This window comes from Brassicibacter thermophilus, from assembly GCF_055378355.1.
Map to the genome: position 1 here is coordinate 2,079,574 of NZ_AP042446.1, position 20,671 is coordinate 2,100,244.

Here is a 20,671-nt window from a genome sequence, read left to right on the forward strand (position 1 = left end):
AACTGGCAAAGCAGAAATACACCTACCTTAAAAGCAGAAATACACCTACCTTACCAGTTTATTTTCATACAAAAACTCATTTTTTGTCAAGTTATTTAATCCTAAATATTCTGCAATAATATCTCTGGCAACAGGACCAGCATATCCTCCATTTCCTCCTTGAAAAATTACGACTGAAACTGCTATTTGAGGATCATCATATGGAGCAAAAGCTACAAACCAAGCATATTCATCATAAGTTTCACCAGTAACTGGGTTTATGCCACTTCTCTGTGCGGTTCCTGTTTTAGCTCCAACTTTGACAGGTAAATTTTTGAATATACTTTTTGCGCTTCCTTCTGTAGTAACAAGTAACATACCTTTTTTAATTATTTCAAGATTTTCGTAATTATTTAAATTTATTCTTTCAGAATATCGTTCAGGCTCATAGGTAATCTCACTATTATCATATTTTTTAATTTCTTTTACTACACTAGTTTTATGCCTGTATCCCCCATTAGCCAGAGTAGCCACATAGTTTGCCATTTGTATAGGAGTATACGAATTTTCACCTTGCCCTATAGAAATGTTTAAAGTGTCAGCTGCATTCCATCCAGCTTGATTTAAATAGGTATACTTAATTTTATCTGCAAGGTTTTCTCTTTCTCCTTCTAATATTTTTTCTCCATCTACACCCATTTCTTTTAATCTTCTTATAACTTCGTTACGAGACAAAGGAGTTTTTAGCTCTGTCCAACTAGAAATTTCCGATATTATTTTTTCTAATTCCTCATCATCTAATTTCTTTCCGTCCATAATGTATTTTTCAATATTAGTTCTTAAAAATCTCTCTAAACTCCATTTCATACTACTTACCTTTTTATTAGGGCTGGGAACAATTCCTGAAGATTCAGCAGGAATATCAATTTCAATACCTGTTTTTTTATTCAATCCAAATTGTTCACATAATCTTATTATATCTTCAATATCAACTTGAACTCCTAAATCTTCCCCAGTTCTTGGATTTTCACCTAAAGTTAAAGAATAAAAATAGTAATTACATGAGTCTCTTATGGCTTCATATAGATTTTCATATCCATGAGTTCTTCCATAACTATTCCATATCCAACAGCCAAATCTCCTATTGCCAATTTCAACATATCCCATGTCTCTAATTTTTTTATCTGGACTAAATCCATTTTCCAAAGCAGCCAATCCAGTTATCATCTTAAATGTAGAACCGGGTTGGATAGCAGTCTGTAAAGCAATATTATATAATGGCTTAGGAGCCAAAGGGTCTTCTTCATTTTCTGGTAATAAACTCTCCCAATCACTAGCTGAAATTCCTGTAACAAATAAATTGGGATCAAAAGCAGGATAATTAGCTAAAGCTAAAATTTCACCAGTTTTAACATCTATTGCTACTGCAGCACCTGAAGTAGCATTTTTATATGGTTGTCCTTTACTCTTATTAATACCATATTTATAATTACCCCACTTACTCTTATACTCTCCACCTATTTGTATTTGCTCCAATGCCTGCTTAAGAGATTCTTCAGCAGTTTTTTGCAGTTTAGCATCTATTGTCAAAAACAAATTATCTCCAGGTGTATATTTTCCCTCATCAATTACATTTATGGTATTATCAAAAGCATCTACCTCAACTCGTCTAAATCCATCTTTCCCATTTAAGTACGTTTCAAATTTTTCTTCTACACCCATCTTACCTATAATATCATTTGGAGAATAGCCAAGTTCATTTATATATTTATTAATTTCAAATGGTTGAGAAATTTTACCTAAATAACCCAATATATGGGCTGCAGTTTTTCCCATTGGATAATATCTTACTGGTTCGGTAGAAATGTTAATTCCTGGCAAATTTAATTTGTTTTCCTCTATTTTAGCCACTGTTATATTGCTAATATCATAAGCAATATTTATTGGTTGATAAGAACCATAAACTCTACTATCTATTTGATCCAAAATAACAAGCATACTTCTTAAATAATAATCACTTATTTCATAATCAATCTTATATCTATTTTTCAAAAACTGAAGTGCTTCTTTAGCTGTACTATTTAAAGGAATATTATACCTTTTCATCCAATTATTTTTATTGTTTATAGGTACATACTCCCAATTTGTTATTGATATTTTAGGATTTATATTCTTACCTAAAATTAATTCCTGACTAGTTACTTTTATTTTATCATCGACTATTACATCTTTAATAAAACCTGTTTTAATTCCTAAATAGATTAACGCATCTAATGGGTCTATTTCATCTTCTTGACTTTCTTCAGACAAAAATCTTGCTTTGTCTTTTTCACTTTTAAATCGATATTCTACAGTATTAGAGTTAGTATCTATTTCAATATCAATTGGAGAATATATATTATTCTCTTCCAATTTATCTAACAATATCTTACCGGGTACAATTGTTTCAATTACTTTACCATCATCATCTTTTTTGACAATGACTTTACTTAATAAGTCATTTATAGAAGTGTGTAAAACAATATTCACAAAATCCTCTTTTGCAGTAGTTGTCATAGTTACTTCACTAAAATTCTTCATAAGTGACCTTTTGATATTTCTATATTCTTGATCAAAACTAAAAGAATACTGATCTAACGCAATATCTGAAGCTAAATTATTATCATTAAGAATTTCAAAACATAATTTTCTAACAACTGGATTATCTAATATTTTTCTTAGTATGTTCCTATCATTTCCAACAAGTCTCAAAAGAGCATCTTTTGCAGTCATATCCAAAGGTATATTATTATTTTTTTTCCACTCTTTTATGTCAACATCTTCTGTAAAATAAAAAGCTAAGAAATTATCTTCACCTAACTTGACCTCTATAGGCACACTCATTTTTTCAGCTCTTAAAATATCAATAGCTCTCTTAGCAACTATAAAATTTACTTCCTTATCATTTACATTTTCATTAGAATGACTCAATATTAAATTATCTATTAAATCATTTTCTAATATCAAGTCTATTACCTTTTCTTGAGGTTTTTTTGTATCATTAAAATATTGGCTTTCATCTTTATATATAAACTCATTAATATTAATTGGAAACTCATCTATATATTCTACGCTATCTTCGTTTAAAATACTAACTAAATCTAAAATAACTTTGTTACGTTCAGTAGAATCTTTTATATTTAATTCATCTTTTAATATTTGAACTGTAAAACTTAGTTTATTACCCGCTAAAAGTCTCCCATATCTATCTCTTATCTCTCCTCTAGGAGCAGTAATTGTTAACTTTCTAATTCTTTGATTATCTGCTTTATTTCTATACATATCCCCTTCAACTATTGTTAAAGTTGCTAATTTAAAAGATAAAATCAAACAAATAACGAATGTCAATATAAGCAAAATATTATATCTATCCTTAAGTCTATCTATTAGTTTCAATATTTATCACCTACTTCCTCTTAAAGCTAATAGAAGGTTTCTTATGTATCTTAGCTATCAATTTAAAAATAGGGATAACAACAATACAATTGTATACAAGCTCTAACCATACAACTCTTTGCATAATATATGCAAGACTAACATTAACTCCCATAAAAAACATGAAAAAGTAATAAATTAAATGATAAAAAAGAGTTGCTATTCCAGTAAATATTATAGGAATCATAATATTGTCTTTAAATAATTTTTCTTCCGACAAACCCATAAAATATCCAACTAAAAAATATAAAAGAGCATTGACTCCTATGGCTCTTTCAAAAAAGATATCTTGCAAAATTCCCATAACTAAACCTAATAAAGGTCCTGTTTTTTTGCCTTTTTGCAAAGCAAAACAAACAGTTAAAACAAGAGATGTATTAGGAACAATCCCCACTATTCCAATATATTGAAATATTGTTGTCTGTAAAAGAAAATTTATCAAAATAATCAAACTTATTATTAAGTATTGCAAAGTCATTACTCCCTTGCTTCTTTATTCTCAATTACTACAAAAACATTATCTATTTTTTTAAAATCTATAGCCGGTTCAATCTCAATTTTTTTCATTAAATCCTCGCTTGTTTTCGTAACCTCATTAATTTCACCAATATATATTCCTTTGGAAAAAACGCCTCCCAGACCTGATGTCACAAGCTTGTCTCCTTTTACTACATCAGCCTTAGAATCAAATAGATAACCGCTAAGTTTACCATTCACGCTCCCAGAAAGCACTCCTCCATCTTGAGTTCTTATTACTTTGAAACTGACATTACTGCCTTCATCAATAATAGATATCACTTTTGCCCAAGTATCTCCTACTTCTACAACTCTACCTATTAGTCCTTCTTCAATAATTTCTCCTTCAACATTAATTCCTTGAATTATCGTGTCACCATTTTTTATACCATCCTTTAATCCTTTATTAATAATAAATCTATCAAACCAGTTGCCGGGATTTTTCCCGATAATTTCAGCTTTTACAAGGTTAAATTTAGAATTATTCTCTAAAATCCATTCATTTCTTAAGTATTCTGTTCTTGATATAATATCCTCATAATACATATTTTCTCTTTTAAGTTTAGTAATTTCTTTTTTTAAGTTCATATTTTCTTCTTTTAATTTTGAAATACTTGCAATCGAATTAAATGTACCTGATATATATTCTCCAGCATTGTAAAATACCCTTTGTATAGGAGTAATAATTTTGCCCAAAATATTTTCTGCAAAAGTTATCCTGCCTCTTCCTCCAGCAGTCACGCTTATAATTATAATAAGAATGACAGTAACTATAGTTACTATCATTCTATCTCCAAATTTTTTAAAATCAGACATAAATCATCACCACTTGTTTAGCCTATTCTTTTAACACTAGCTTTTTTTAATAAATCTATACTCTCTAAAGCCTTACCAGTACCTAAAGCAACACAATCTAAAGGACTTTCAGCTATATTCACAGGCATTCCTGTTTCTCTTCTAACTACTCTATCTATACCATCTAATAATGCTCCTCCACCTGTAAGCATTATACCTTGTTCCATTATATCCGAAGCTAACTCAGGTGGAGTTTTTTCAAGAGTATATTTTATAGCATCAATAATATTGGAAATAGGCTCTTCCATAGCACTATTAATCTCCGAAGATGTAACCTCAATAGTTTTAGGTAATCCGGATATTAAATCTCTACCTCTAACTTGTATTTTTTTATCTTTAGACTTTGCATCAGCAGACCCAATTTTAATCTTAACATATTCGGCAGTTCTCTCTCCTATCATAAGATTATACTCTTTTTTAATATAATAAACTATTGACTGGTCTAATTCATCTCCACCTATTCTAATAGACCTACTAGTAACTATTCCTCCTAACGAAATTATTGCTACTTCAGTAGTCCCTCCTCCAATATCAACAACCATACTCCCTGTTGGCTCTTGAACAGGTAATCCTGCTCCTATTGCAGCAGCCATTGGTTCTTCAATCAAATAAGCATCTCTAGCCCCAGCATGTTCAGAAGCTTCTTCTACTGCTCTCCTTTCCACTTCAGTAACTCCTGAAGGTATGCACACTACAACCCTAGGTTGCACAAGAGAATGCCTTGTATTTGCTTTTTTTATAAAAAATTTTAACATAGTTTGCGTAACATCAAAATCTGCAATAACTCCATCCTTTAAAGGTCTTACGGCGATTATATGGCCTGGAGTTCGCCCAATCATCTTTTTTGCTTCTTCTCCTACAGCTAGAACTTCTTTTGTATGAGCTTGAATTGCTACAACAGAAGGTTCTCTAATAGTTATTCCTTTACCTTTAACGAAAACTAATGTGTTTGCTGTTCCTAAATCAATTCCTAAATCTTTAGTAAAAAAACTTAATAATCCCATCTTCTTTAGCTCCTCCTAACTTCATCTCATTTCCATAGATGTTTATATTATATTTTTTTCTTTTAAACTAACATATGTCTTATTGCCAATAATTATATGATCAAGTATACTAATCCCAAGTATTTTGCCACTTTCAAGTAATCTTTTTGTTATAGATATGTCTTCACTACTAGGTGTAGGATCACCACTTGGGTGATTATGAACTAATATCATAGATGCACTACTCCGTCTTATTGCTATTTTAAATACTTCTCTTGGATGAACAATAGAAGAATTCAAATTTCCTATTGATACATTCTCTATAGAAATTATCTGATTTTTGGTATCGAGTAACACAACTTTAAAATGTTCTCTCTTTAAATATCTCATTTCTTCCATTAATACGTTAACTACATCTAAAGGAGAAGTAATTTTTATTTTTTCCATATTACATGCTATAGATATTCTCTTACCTAATTCTATAGCAGCCAATATTTGGGCAGCTTTACATTTTCCTATTCCTCTAATAGATGTTAATTCTTCAAAAGAAATATCCGCTAAAAGGGCAAGACCTCTTTTATCCATAGCAAGCAACCTCTGAGATATTTCTATAGCAGTTTCTTCTTTACTACCTGTCCTTATTATTATAGCCAATAATTCTGGATTAGATAATGCTTTTGAACCATATCTATAAAGTTTTTCCCTTGGCCTCTCTTCCTCAGGTAAATCCTTAATTGTATAGTTTAAATCGCTATTCATGATATCCTCCTAAATTATAAAAGACAAATATCAAAATATTTTTCTAACATACAATCAAGTTTTGACATAGGAAGTCCTACAACATTGGAATAAGAACCAATGATATATTCCACAAAAATTTCACCATATCCTTGTATACCATAGCTTCCTGCCTTATCCATAGGTTCTCCAGTTTTTATATACTCTCTTATTTCATCTTCAGTAATATCTCTAAATTTTACAATAGTTTTTTCATAATCAACAAATTTCATATTAGTTCCAGATTTCACCAATGATATGCCTGTAATAACTTCATGCTTTTTTCCACTTAAAAACTTTAACATTTTAAACGCATCTTCTTCAGATTTTGGTTTTCCTAAAATTTTGTCCTTATATACAATAGTATCAGCACCTATAATAACACTTTGACATTTAACTCGTTTTGACACATCAAGTGCCTTTTCATATGACAAAGCCATTGCTAAGCAAGCTGGCTCTTCTTTTCCAGATATTTTTTCTTTAATATTACTCGGAAATATCTTAATATTGATATTATATTTAGATAATAACTCTCTTCTTCTAGGTGAAGAAGAAGCCAATATTATTTCTGTCATTAATATCACTCACCTAAATTTTTTTAATATTGCATTATACCATTAATTATAAATATTAACCTCATTTTGTCAATAAATTAAATTTTTAACTAAGATAATTATTCCCGAAAAAATACACAATATTACACATATTAAGTTTAACATTAAAGAAAATCATTTACAAGTTACTTTTTCTGCTATTAATACTTTAACTTAGAAGGTTTATTTGGTTGAGGAAATTGCATAATTTCTTAAATACCAAAATAAGAAAAACTCTTTTTTCAACAAATATCTTAAAATTAAAATACGAAAAGGGTTATAGCTTTAAAATGCTATAACCCTTTTGCAGCATTCTCCCCTAGTGTAACATCAATATTATGTTCCTTTCCATCATCAAAAAGTTTAATTTGTTTTTCTTTTATTATTTTTCCGTCCACTAATATATGTTTTACTTTTCTATTCACCTCATAAGGATTCTTTACTATTATATTATAAACTGTATTTTTATATCTATATCGTATTGAATATCCCTTCCAATTTCTAGGTATGCAAGGATTTATAATTAACCTATTGCCTTCTTTTCTAAATCCTAAAATACTTTCAATACCCACTTTATACATCCACCCTGCTGCACCAGTATACCAAGTCCATCCTCCCCTACCTCTATGAGGTTCAATATCATAAACATCTGCAGCCATCACATAAGGTTCAACCTTGTAAATATTGCATTCCTGTTTGGTTCTAGTGTGATTAATAGGATTTAATAAACGATATAGTTTGTAAGCTTTATCACCATCGCCCATCATAGCAAAAGCATTTACTACCCATGCAGCTGCATGAGTATATTGCCCACCATTTTCTCTCACTCCTGGAACATAGCTTTTAATATATCCTGGTTCCATATTGCTTTTATTAAACGGAGGAGTAAGCAATAAAATAATCCCTTCTTCTTCTCTAATTAAATAATTTTCAACTGAACTCATTGCAATTTTTTTTCTATCTTCTTTCGCCATTTTAGATATTACTGCCCATGACTGAGAAATAGAATCAATAATGCATTCACTATTTTGAGCTGAACCTAAAGGGGTTCCGTCATCAAAATAAGCTCTTCTATACCACTGCCCATCCCAAGCTGTTTTTTCAATAGCATTTGCTACTTCTTTTGAAACCTTTTCAAATTTTGCCTGTCTATAGTGGTCTTTCTTCATTTTACATATACGAGAAAATTTATTTAATATGTCACATAAAAACCATCCAAGCCAAATACTTTCCCCTTTACCATTTGATCCAACCTTATTCATACCGTCATTCCAATCTCCTCCTCCTATTAAAGGAATACCATGTACTCCAAATGATAAACTTCTCTCTATTGCTCTTATACAGTGGATATAAACAGTTGTTTTTTCTTTAGAAATACTAGTAATTTCATATCTTTCCATCTCATTTTCTCCCAATTGGTCGCTTTCAATATAACTTACTACTTCGTCTAATATACTGTAATCTTCAGTAACAGTTATATATTCAGCTACTACATAAGGTAACCACAATAAATCATCTGAAAATTTTGTTCTAATCCCTTTATCAATTTCATCCTTAGTCCCTCCAGGATGCCACCAATGTTGTACATCGCCTTCAACATACTGATGCCTACAATGCAATAATATTTGGTTTCTTGTTTGTTCAGGTAATAAATATATCATATTCATTACATCTTGAAGCTGATCCCTAAAACCATAGGCTCCTCCTGACTGATAAAATGCAGACCTTCCCCATATTCTACAGGATATTGTTTGATAAACAAGCCATGAATTAATTAAAATATTCATAGAATTATCTGGAGTTTTTATTTGTAATGTTTCCAATATATTTTCCCAATATTCTTTTACTCTAATTAAAGCTATCTTTACATTAGTTACATCTTTATATTTTTCTATCAAAGATCTACATGAATCTATTGCCTTTTCCTGTCCAAGAGAAAAGATTACTTCTTTCTCCTCATTTACTCCAATTTCCAAGGTAACCTGCAAAGCAACACAAGGGTCAAAACCACAACCAACAGTTCCAGAAAGTCCTTCTCTTTTAAGACCTTCAGGTTCTCTCAAACTACCAAGTTGACCTAAAAATTCTACTCTATCACAGGTAAAGTTTCTTCCAATTTCAGACGTATCAACAAAAGTTAATCTATTAGGGAAGTCCGTATTATATGGATTTCTTACTAGAATTGCACCAGTTTTATCATCTAATTCTGTTTTTATAAAAAACTGATTTTTATTTTCATCTACGCCCAATACAGGTCTTATATAATAAGTGAAAGACAATTTTCTTTTAATACTTGAAATATTTTTAATCTTAAGAACATTAAGTTTAATTGGTTCATCAACAGGTACAAATACAGTTAAACTTTGTTGAATACCATGACTATTATGAGATATTGTTGAGTATCCTATCCCGTGAGTAATTATATAACTTTCCTTCTCTCTTATAGGTAAAGGTGTCACTGTCCAAATCTCACCTGTTTCCTCATCTTTAGTATAAATAATCTCACCGGGCATATCAGATATTGGGTCATTTGACCACGGAGTAATCTTATTTTCTCTACTATTTTCAGACCAAGTAAATCCTCCACCACTTTCCGTTACTACAAATCCAAAATTATTATTTGAAATAACATTTATCCAAGGTCTAGGGGTATTTATATCTTTAGTAAGCTTAATAATATACTCTTTTCCATCATTAGCAAAACCACCATAGTCGTTAAAATGCATTAACTCTAAAGTTTCATCTTTGTTTACATACTTAATTTTCTTACCAATATAATTTTTAAACGGCATGTAAGTTTGACTGTTACTTTTATAATTGATTTGTGAAGCTATAGGTTTTTTCCCACATTTTAAAATAATTCTAGCACTCGCATAAAGTAATATTCTATCTTCTTCAGGTATTTCACTTGCTTTTCTTATAAATATTCCTCCTGGAGAATCTAATCTTCCTTTGCTATTGCTACTGTTTACAATGTCTTTTATACTCTGATATAAAGATTGTAAATAATCACCTCTATCTTCATTTAATATTACTAAATCTACTTTGAGTCCTTTTATTGCCCAATATTCATGTGCTTTTAACACTTGTTTGATACTTCCTATACCATTCTCTTCCTTTATAGAAACTAATACTATAGGGTTATCTCCTGATATTCCATAAGCCCACAATCCAGATTGTCCTTTACAATTATTTTTTAAATATTTATCATATTTTCTTCTAATTGGAGTAAGAAATAGTAAGTGAGGAATCATATTTTGGTAAAGTTTTATTTCTGATCCTTTTAAGTTTAAATAACTTGCCTCAACAAAACTTCTGTTATAAGATAATTCAAAGGCACGTTCAACCATATTCATATCTTTATACTTTTGAGCAATTGATAAGCTTTCTTTTTTATCTTCACCAATGCCAGTTATAAAAATAACCTCTGAAGTATCTCTAGGCTTAATAATGATTTTCACCCTTAAACTCATAACTGGGTCTAATACAACACCTTCCGTTTTAGTCAAAGGCCTATTTAATGCCTTGGGATTAGATACATCCCTGCCTCTTCCAATAAATTTTTCTCTGCTTGTTTCATACTCAACGCTTCCTACCATATTACCATTAGTTACAACAGAATGAACTGCCCAAATATATTCTTCATCCTCACCTCTAGGTCTTCGATGTGCTAAAATGCTATCATATTTAGGTATATACTCTGTGCGCACAAATAAATTGCTAAATGCCGGGTGAGCTAAATCACTTTCTAATCTTGTCATAGTTAATTCCATATAACTTGTTACTTCAATCATAGCTACTTCATCACCATGATTTGATATTCTAACTTTTCTAATCTCTGCATTTTCTTCTGAACTAACAATAACTTCTGTTTGAGTTTCTATATCTCCATCTTTTCTTGAAAACTTAGCTTTATCATTTGTAAAAGACACATCATATTTTTCAGGCAAAATATTTAATGGCTCAAATGTAGAACACCATACTTTGTTTTCTTTCAAATCTCTTAAAAAAATATAGTTACCGTATTTGCCTAGTAAGTTATCTCGTCTCCACCTATTAACTAATATATCCCCTTTTTTGCTAAAACCACCACCTCTATTAGTTATCATAAGTGAATATCTTCCAGAAGATATCATTTGACATTCAATATCTTTTATATCTTCTAGTCCATATACTCTTTCTATCATAACATTTTCTTTAGCAGTTTCTTGAGTTTGGTTCAAATAATAATTTTTGCTAGATACAACGATATTATTAGGCATCCTTTCTTTAAGCAATATTTCACCCATGTTTACATGAGGAAATGAATGAAATCTTTTTTGCATTATATTATCATTTAAAATATTATTTATTGACACTAGACTCATACCCTGATGATGAGTCATATAGCTTCTAATTATTTCATAATTACTTCCATAGGGAAGTCGTTTTTTTGTAAAATCTATTGCTTCATAAAATCCATATATCCCTTCCATTTTTTTATCAATAAACTCTCTTATGTTTTTCATAGCATCATCATAGTCAAAGTTAAGAGCTAAAAATGTAGAATAAGGAGACACAACTATATCATCTGACAAACCTCTCTTTAGACCTAACTTAGGTATGCCAAATGCCTTATACTGATAATTTAACTGCATATCAAAAGAAAAATATCCAGACTCTGAAATCCCCCAAGGTATGCTTTGGTTTTGTCCATACCTTTTTTGTGCTCTAATAGCAGTTCTATAAGTTTCATCTAAAAGAGTATAGTCATAACTCTTAAGTATTAGATTAGGCATTAAGTATTCAAACATAGTACCAGTCCATGATACTAAGCCTCTATATTTATCAATTTCAGTTAATGACCTTCCTAACTTAAACCAATGACTTTTAGGAATCTCACCTTTAATAATTCCTATATAGCTCACTATTCTCGCTTCTGAAGCTAATAAGTCATAATATGAATCTATAAGCTTCTTTTCTCTTACATTATATCCTATAGAAATTAAATTTACTTTGGAGTCATAAAGTTTATCAAAACGCGTCTCATTAACTATCTTTTCTAATCTTTTATAGATGTTATCAATATTTTTTATTACCTCGTCTGCATTGTCTTTTTTTTCTTTAATATGTTTTCTTAAATTTTCTATATTCAAAGTATTTTTTTCATCAATATTCTCATACCTTAAATTATCTTCCAATTGTTTTACTAAATTATCATAAATATCTCTTAAATCCAACAAAGAAGTATTTTTGTCAATAGAATGTAAACTTTCTTTAACAATATTACTAATTTGTTTTAATTTTACATTTTTATCATAATCAATTACTTCCTTATTCGGTAACAGAAAATCCAACTCTTTTTTTATCATCCTTAATATTCTATAGCAGTTATTTTCATTAATGGATTCATCAGAAATCATTTTTATAGTATCATCTATCCACTTTTTTAATTCCCACAAACTGCTATTATAGCTGATTTTTAAAGATTGGTCACTAAATCCGCTACTATCTGAAAACTCTTTATATGTTTCATTTATCTCTTGCACAAAAATGGAATCTATTAAAGGTTTATTTAGATATTCTCTTATCCCTTGCATAACAGTCATCATGTATCCTATAAGATTGCCACTATCGACAGAGGAAATGAAAAAAGGCATTAATGGTTTAAGATTTTTTGTATTATACCAATTATAAAAATGTCCTTCCCACTTTTCCATTTTTTCTAATGTAGCTATAGTTTTATCTATTCTATTTACCATCTCAGTGGTAGTAATATACCCCAAATCCCTTGCACTTAAAATAGATATTAATAAAAATCCTATATTAGTTGGTGAAGTTCTATATGCTACTCCATTATATGGATTCAATTGATAATTGTCAGGGGGGAGGTAGTTATTGTCTTTATCGGCGAAATCCTCAAAATATCTCCATGTCTTTCTTGCTATCCTTCTCAATAGACGTAAATCTTGATTGGAAATGTCTAGTTTATTTTTAGTTTGTTCAACACTGACCTTATAAGCAATAAATGGTGATATCATCCATATAACTCCTATGGATATACTGTATATAGGATATATTTTTCCTTTGAAGAAAGATAAAATTATCATTAACAATGAAAATACTATTGATACTTTCATCCTCTTAACATAGCTTAGATAATCGTTCTTTAAATTTTTTTCTGCGTCTGCTGCAGTTGTCCATTCTAGTAAGTTCTTTCTAGATATTAAAAGTCTATATAACGTCCTAAAAATAGCATCGATCATCATATAACTTTGATAAGGTAAAAATACAAACAACAAAACTCCTTGAAGTAATATTCTTTCAACACTAGAATATACTTTTAAATTTGTTCTATATCTTTTTCCTATATGCTTTCTTCCAAAAAGATATTCTATACTTCTTAAAACAACAGGAAAATCCAATACTAGAAAAACCAAGCCTAGCCAAACTATAAAATTACCCGGAAAAATAGTTAACCCTAGTGCGAATACTAATAATAGTGAAGGTAACAAAAGACTTCTTCTTAAATTGTCTAGTATTTTCCATTTTGAAAGAGAAGATATAGGATTTATTTCTTTTTTACATTTCCTATTCAATACATATTTCTTAAGCCAAGGTATAAGTTGCCAATCTCCTCTTGTCCATCTATGTAATCGCATAACAAAGGAACTATATTTCCATGGATATCCATCTATTAATTCAATGTCAGTTACTAGCCCAGTTCTTACATAACTTCCTTCTAACAAATCATGACTCAAGACTGAATTCTCAGGTATTGCATCTGACAAGGATCTCTCAAATATATCAATATCATATATACCTTTACCAGTAAAAATACCTTCTCCAAATACATCTTGATAAACATCAGAAACAGCTGTTGTATAAATGTCTATTCCGCACTCTCCAGCAAATATTTTTGAAAACACTGATTTGCTAAAACTCTCAATATCTACAGCAATTCTAGGTTGAATTAATCCATAACCCTCTATAACTATCTTTTTATCTTCATCAAAAACAGCTTTGTTTATTGGATGAGAAATAGTCCCTATGAGTTTTTTAGCCGCTCCCATAGGAAGGAAAGTATCAGCATCAAGGGTTATTACATATCTAATTTTATTTATTATATTACTAACATTTTCTGAAATTATAGAAAATGATGTTTTTTCAGAACCAAGTAATAACTTATTGAGTTCTACTATTGCTCCCCTCTTTCTTTCCCAGCCCATCCATTTATTCTGTGTTTTATTATATTTTCTATGTCTTATAAATAAGTGAAAGACATCCGTATGATATTTTTTGTTTAATCTGTCAATTTCACTTACTACCCTATTAATAATTCTTTCGTCATCATCTGAATTTGAGGAAAAAGAATCTTTAAAATCTCCAACTATGCCATAATATATATTTTCCTCTTTATTTCCTAGGTAATATATTTCTAACTTTTTAATTAATTCAATTACCTGTTTTTCATTAGAAAGTAAAGTCGTTATTACCACTAATGTTGACATTTCTTCAGGTATTTTATTACTAAATTTAAGCCTAGGAAGAAACGCAGGAGAAACTTTACGGATAAAACACCAATTAATTAAAGAAATACTAATATCACTCATAGGTATTAAGGCAGTAATAAAAACAACTATACTAATAAAAATATTAAGTGATTTTTTATAAGAATAAAATGCAAATACTAAAGACAATAAAGCTGTAAGCAGAAAAATAGGCAGTAAATAGGAAGAAAGATTATATCCTACTTTTGTTATTTTTCTCTTTATTGGTAAACTATTTAATAATTCTAGTTTCCCTTTTCCTACTATATAATATCCTACGTGACATTTTCTATCTTCAAATCCATTATCATAACAAGCTCTGGATAACTCTATAGCCTTATTTGCAACATAAGTTTCATGTACATGAAACTTATGTGCATACCCGTTTACAATTCTTCTATAATATTCTCTAGACTTATAATCCATTTTCGAATAAATATTACTGGGATCTTTCCTCAATATTTTTTCTGTTATACTCAAAGATTCAAATAAGTCATTCCAATCAATTGTGGCTATCTTTTTTAAACTCATAATAGCATTACCTATAGCTATCCTTCTATTTAACTGTTCTTGATGTTCCTGCTCAACAATCTTATCTACATTTGTACCGTATATAGTTAAAATTTCGTCTAATACATTTATTTTTGTATTTTCACTCTTCTTTAATTTTTTTATTAATTGGCTTGCATATATTTTCATATTTTTATCTAAACTACCTACACCTTTTTGAATTGCATTTAATAAGTCTTCAATTCCTTCATTAAGGTCTAATTTTTCTATTTTTTCTAATGCTAAAATGTTATTAAGTATTTTTTCACTCACTACTCTTATGTATTCAATTAAAGCTATCCTTAACATAATCGATAGATACCATATCTCATTCGTAGAAAGAATAGTTTGAGTCTGATAAGCATCAATAAAATTAGTAAAATGTTCTTCATCTAAATTACCATCAGTATGAGATACTAATTCTAGTGCAATAGCATATGCTCTCGGATACCCCTTTAATTTACCATTACTTAATATTTGCAATTTTGAATATCTATCTCTTTTAAGATCTTGTCTTATGCTTCTATATTGAATTTCTACAAGAAAAAAATTATCTAATAACCAATCAATAGCAGGTTCATAGCTCCAATCTTCTTTTCTTTTTTTATTAAGTATTTTATAAGTATTTTCAATACACTTAAAATTGTTATCTAGTCTATATATAAGGGTCCTGCTAAATTTAGCCTCTTTAGAAACAGAATGGTTTCTTGCTATATCTACTGCATGCTTTTGAAGGGCTTCTATATCTAACAAAATATCTTTTAATGTTATAATCTCTCTATTCTTCAACTCTATATTTTTCATAATAACTAAAATAATTGAAAATATTATTGTAACTATAAGAAACTCCTTCATAAACTATCCAATCCTTCCTTCTTAGTTTTTTTAATATATAAAAATCCAGCCTTAACACTTAAGTTACCACATCTGAAGTGTATAAATAATAATTTTACTTTTAGACTTTTTTACATATTATTAATTTATCTAAAAAATCAAAGACATTATTGTCCTTGATTTTTTAACATTTTGTTTATTTTATCTATAAAAAAGGTTGAAAGTTCATTAGCATATTCCTCCGTAAAACCCTCTGTATATAAATTAAACGTTGGCTTTTCATGATCTGGTAGTATCAAAGTCCAACCCTTTTTATCATATATCTTCAAACCCTCAAACATTTCAATGGTTCTATCCGGATATTCTTGAATTATTTCTCTTATAATTCTCCCTTTATCTTTCCAGTCACAATTCACTTTATTTCGTATAAAATAAAATTCAGGAATTTGGTCTAAGAGTTCACTAAGCTTCAATTCTTTTTCAATCAAAAACTTTAACAAAATGCCAATACTCCATATACCATCAAAATTTAATATGTACTGAAATAAATAATCCTCTTCATTTCCGCCCTTAAGCATCTTGGTCAAAACATCTGCAGGACTAATTTTTGTTCTTAATACATTTGCATCAAAATCCTCAGCAATTTTTTCTATAACATTTGGTAGATTATATGGCGCAATAATATTTTTAACATTACCTCTTTTTAAAATTGCTAATGTTTTTAATGCAAAATATTTTTCATTTTCAATTAATCGACCTTTTTCATCTACTAAAGAAATTCTTTCTCCATCTTCCGATATATACACACCTATATCACATTTGTTTTTAACAGTTTCTCTTACAATATAATTTAAATATTTCTTCTCGCTATTAAAACGACAATCATAAACTTGAGTCAAAACTGAACATCCAATAGATTTCAAAAAATCAGCTGCAGTATTTAATATACTATTATTTTTTGAACCAATAATAACTATAGGATTATTTATCTTTATATCATCCATTTCTCCAATTAATTCTATACCTTTTTTTATATAAATCGTAGAAAAATTATTCACTTTTATTAAATCTTTGATTTTCTTGCTATTACACCTACTAAAATCTTCTGTACTAAAAATGTTTTCTATTTTTCTTTCTATATTTCTTGATATATTTGCTCCATATCTATCCATTAATTCAATATGAATCTTATTTTCATCCTTTAAATCAGCTCTTACATGAATTCCGCCGTCACTTTCAAAATTCCTTATTGCAAATCTACACATTGGAATAGAAGATTTATTTATATCTACAACAGAAACACCTGTAGACAATAATCCTGATACAACTGAATTTTTCACAAGGATACTTGCATTGTTTTCGTCACATCCTACCACGAAACAGTTATTATTCCCTATAGTTGATGCAAAAGCTGTACCTAGTTTAGATGAAAATTCAGGTGTTATATCTATATTTACATTTCCTGAAATTCCCCTAAATCCAAACAAAGTTTTTGATTTTTTTGTGCCCCACACTAAGTTATCGTTAACTACAGCATTTTGCTCTATCTTCTTCTCTGGCCATATCTTAATATTTGGACTTATGGTAGCATTAGCAGATACTACACTTCCCTTTCCTATGACTGAGCTTTCAAATATACTAGCTCCATTATCAATATGGACATTATTACATACAACAGCTCCACTGCATTGAACCATCTTTCCAATATGGGAATTTTTCCAAATTATACTTTTCTTAATAATACTTTTTTCATCAATGAAACAATTATCTCCTATTATTGTTTCTTTATCAATTATTGCTGATCTCTTTATAGTGCAATTTTTCCCAATTAAAAGCGGTGAATTCAACTGAACATCATTACTTATCTCAGTTCCTTGTCCTATCCATACTCCTTCTTTAATCTCTTTATAATCAATATTTACATCTATTTTCTTATTTAATATATCCCATTGAGTTTTTAAGTAAGAACTTAAATCACCTATGTCACTCCAATAATTATCTGTAACATATCCATACATTGGAACATTGTCCTTAAGTAGCTTAGGAAATAAATCCTTGCTAAAGTCAAAATTATCTCCCTTATCAAAATAGTTTAATACTTCCGGTTCTAATACATATATGCCGGTATTTATCGTATCACTAAATACTTCTCCCCAACTCGGTTTTTCAAGAAATCTTACAATTCTTCCTTCATTATCTGTAATAATTACACCATATTCTAAAGGCACAGGTTCTCTTTTGAGTACTAATGTAGCTTTAGATTTTTTTTCTTTATGGTATTTTAATACATCAATAATATTAATATCTGTAAATGCATCACCACTTATAACAACAAATGTGCTATCTAAAAAATCCTCAGCGTTTTTAACACTTCCTCCAGTGCCCAGAGGAGTTTCTTCTATAAAATATTGGATATTTACATTCCATTTTTTACCGTCTTCAAAATATTCTGTAATAACAGATGGAAGGTAGGACAATGTAACAGCAATATCATTTATTCCATTTTTTTTGAGAAGGTCGATAATATACTCCATTACTGGCTTATTTAATATGGGTACCATTGGTTTTGGTATATCACACGTTAAAGGTCTTAACCTACTTCCCTTGCCTCCTGACATTATTACAGCTTTAATTTTAACCACTCCTTTTCATTATTATGAAAAACCATATTATATATTTAAAATTTTACCTTTCCATACATTATGCAATTTTCTAAAATAAATAATCTCAACACTGAATAAGAATTAGATAAAAACTAACATATAATGATATTCTGTGATTTAAAGATTAATTATATTCATATTTGGTTAAAAAGGTAAAAAAAAGCCTGAAACACATCAGGCTTTAATCATTCTATACTATTTAACTTTTTCATAACTTCTTCTTCAATTCTTTTTATTTTTTCTTTTGATTGAACTAAATCATCTCCTACAGAATAAATATAAATTTTTATCTTTGGCTCTGTTCCCGAAGGTCTTATAGCATACCATGAATCGTCATCAAAAATAAACTTCAATGCATTGGTTTTAGGTATATCTATATCTCTTTCTTTTCCTGTTATCATGTCATATTCTTTTTGTATTTGGTAATCAATCTTTTTAATTAACCTTGCATCACCAATTTCTTTTATGTAATCCTTGCGATAAACCTTCATCATTCTCTCAATTCTCTTTTGACCTTCAATACCTTCTAAAACTAAAGATATCAGCTTCTCACTATAGTATCCATGTTCTTCATAAATCTCATTTAACACATTTAATAAAGTTTTTCCCTTAAGTTTATAATAACCTGCTGCTTCAGCTAACAGCATAGATGACATAACTGCATCTTTATCTCTAACAATTGTCCCATATACATAACCTATACTTTCTTCATAGCCAAATATAAAAGTATGCTCTTTTGTCTTATCAAATTCATTGGCTTTTCCACAAATATTTTTAAACCCAGTTAAAACTTCAATTGTATCAATGCCGTATTTTTTTGCAATAGCTTTTCCCAAGTCTCCTGTTACAATAGACTTCACTATTACACCATTATTGGGTAAATCTCCTTTTTCCTTTCTTGCAGACAATATATATTCAATTAAAATTGCACCTGTTTGATTTCCATTAAGTGCTACATACTCCCCTTTATCATTTTTAACCATACATGCTAATCTATCACAGTCAGGATCTGTTGCAATAAGTAAATCTGCCTTTATCTTTTTCCCTAAATTCTTAGCATACTCAAAAGCATTAATATCTTCTGGGTTCGGATAACCTACAGTGGTGAAATCAGGATCTGGATTTTCCTGTTCTGGAACAACAGTTACATTATTAAACCCTCTTTCTCTTAATACTCTTCTTACTGGTATATTGCCTGTTCCATTTAATGGAGTATATACTATATTTATGCTTTTATCAATATCATCTCTCAATGAAAGATTTTTTACTTTTTCTATGTATTCATCATCTATCTCTTTCCCAATTATTTTTAAAAGACCATTTTCTAATGCTTCTGCTTCCTTCATAGACTTAATGATAGAAAAATCTTTTATTTTTTTTATCTCATTAAGTATTTCTGTAGCAATATCTGAAAGTATCTGTGAACCTTCTTCCCAATATACTTTATATCCATTATAATCTCTTGGATTATGACTTGCGGTAACTACAATACCAGCAATTGTTTTAAGCTTTCTAACAGCAAAAGAAAGCTCTGGAGTAGGCCTTAAACTCTCAAATAAATAAGTTTTAATACCGTTTCCTGCAAGCACTAAAGCAGCAGTTTTTGCAAATAAATCAGAGTAGTGTCTGCAATCATACGCAATAACTACTCCTCTTTCCATTGCTTGCTTTCCTCTTTTCTTAATAACTTCTGCAAGCCCTTGAGTAGCTGATGCAATCACATATTTATTCATCCTATTTGTTCCTGCTCCGATTTTACCCCTTAGTCCTGCTGTACCAAAAGTCAAATCTTTGTAAAATCTGTCTTCTATTTCTTTTTCATCGTCTTTAATACTCATTAATTCTTCTCTTGTCTTTTCATCAAAATAATCATTATTTAGCCATTCTTCATATTTTTTAATATAACTCAAACTAATACC

At 29.4% G+C, this 20,671-nt stretch carries 9 protein-coding genes; all 9 read right to left on the reverse strand.

Annotated elements, in window-relative coordinates:
* Positions 1–45: 45 nt before the first annotated feature.
* The 9 genes from ACZ41D_RS09980 to ACZ41D_RS10020 all read right to left on the reverse strand — a co-directional run bounded on the left by ACZ41D_RS09980 (position 46) and on the right by ACZ41D_RS10020 (position 20,662).
* Positions 46–3,414 carry a penicillin-binding transpeptidase domain-containing protein gene (locus ACZ41D_RS09980; protein ID WP_464151291.1) on the reverse strand — a complete coding sequence of 1,123 codons (3,369 nt, stop codon included), beginning with the start codon at positions 3,412–3,414 and terminating at the stop codon, positions 46–48.
* A gap of 10 nt (positions 3,415–3,424) precedes the next feature.
* On the reverse strand, positions 3,425–3,925 hold the full coding sequence (gene mreD / locus ACZ41D_RS09985; RefSeq protein ID WP_464151292.1) for a rod shape-determining protein MreD: 501 nt from the start codon (positions 3,923–3,925) through the stop codon (positions 3,425–3,427).
* Between the two features lie 5 nt (positions 3,926–3,930).
* A complete protein-coding gene (gene mreC, locus ACZ41D_RS09990) occupies positions 3,931–4,785 on the reverse strand; it encodes a rod shape-determining protein MreC (protein WP_464151293.1) in 855 nt (284 codons plus the stop codon).
* 17 nt (positions 4,786–4,802) lie between these two features.
* Complete coding sequence (locus ACZ41D_RS09995) at positions 4,803–5,828, reverse strand: rod shape-determining protein (protein WP_464151294.1); 1,026 nt, start codon at positions 5,826–5,828, stop codon at positions 4,803–4,805.
* Between the two features lie 42 nt (positions 5,829–5,870).
* On the reverse strand, positions 5,871–6,566 hold the full coding sequence (radC, locus tag ACZ41D_RS10000; RefSeq protein ID WP_464151295.1) for a RadC family protein: 696 nt from the start codon (positions 6,564–6,566) through the stop codon (positions 5,871–5,873).
* 14 nt (positions 6,567–6,580) lie between these two features.
* Positions 6,581–7,159 carry a Maf family protein gene (locus ACZ41D_RS10005; protein WP_464151296.1) on the reverse strand — a complete coding sequence of 193 codons (579 nt, stop codon included), beginning with the start codon at positions 7,157–7,159 and terminating at the stop codon, positions 6,581–6,583.
* 311 nt (positions 7,160–7,470) lie between these two features.
* A complete protein-coding gene (locus ACZ41D_RS10010; RefSeq protein ID WP_464151297.1) occupies positions 7,471–16,110 on the reverse strand; it encodes a glycoside hydrolase family 94 protein in 8,640 nt (2,879 codons plus the stop codon).
* A gap of 146 nt (positions 16,111–16,256) precedes the next feature.
* Entirely contained in the window at positions 16,257–18,707 is a 2,451-nt protein-coding gene (locus tag ACZ41D_RS10015; RefSeq protein ID WP_464151298.1) for a sugar phosphate nucleotidyltransferase, read from the reverse strand.
* A gap of 230 nt (positions 18,708–18,937) precedes the next feature.
* Positions 18,938–20,662 carry a phospho-sugar mutase gene (locus ACZ41D_RS10020; protein WP_464151299.1) on the reverse strand — a complete coding sequence of 575 codons (1,725 nt, stop codon included), beginning with the start codon at positions 20,660–20,662 and terminating at the stop codon, positions 18,938–18,940.
* Positions 20,663–20,671: the final 9 nt, after the last annotated feature.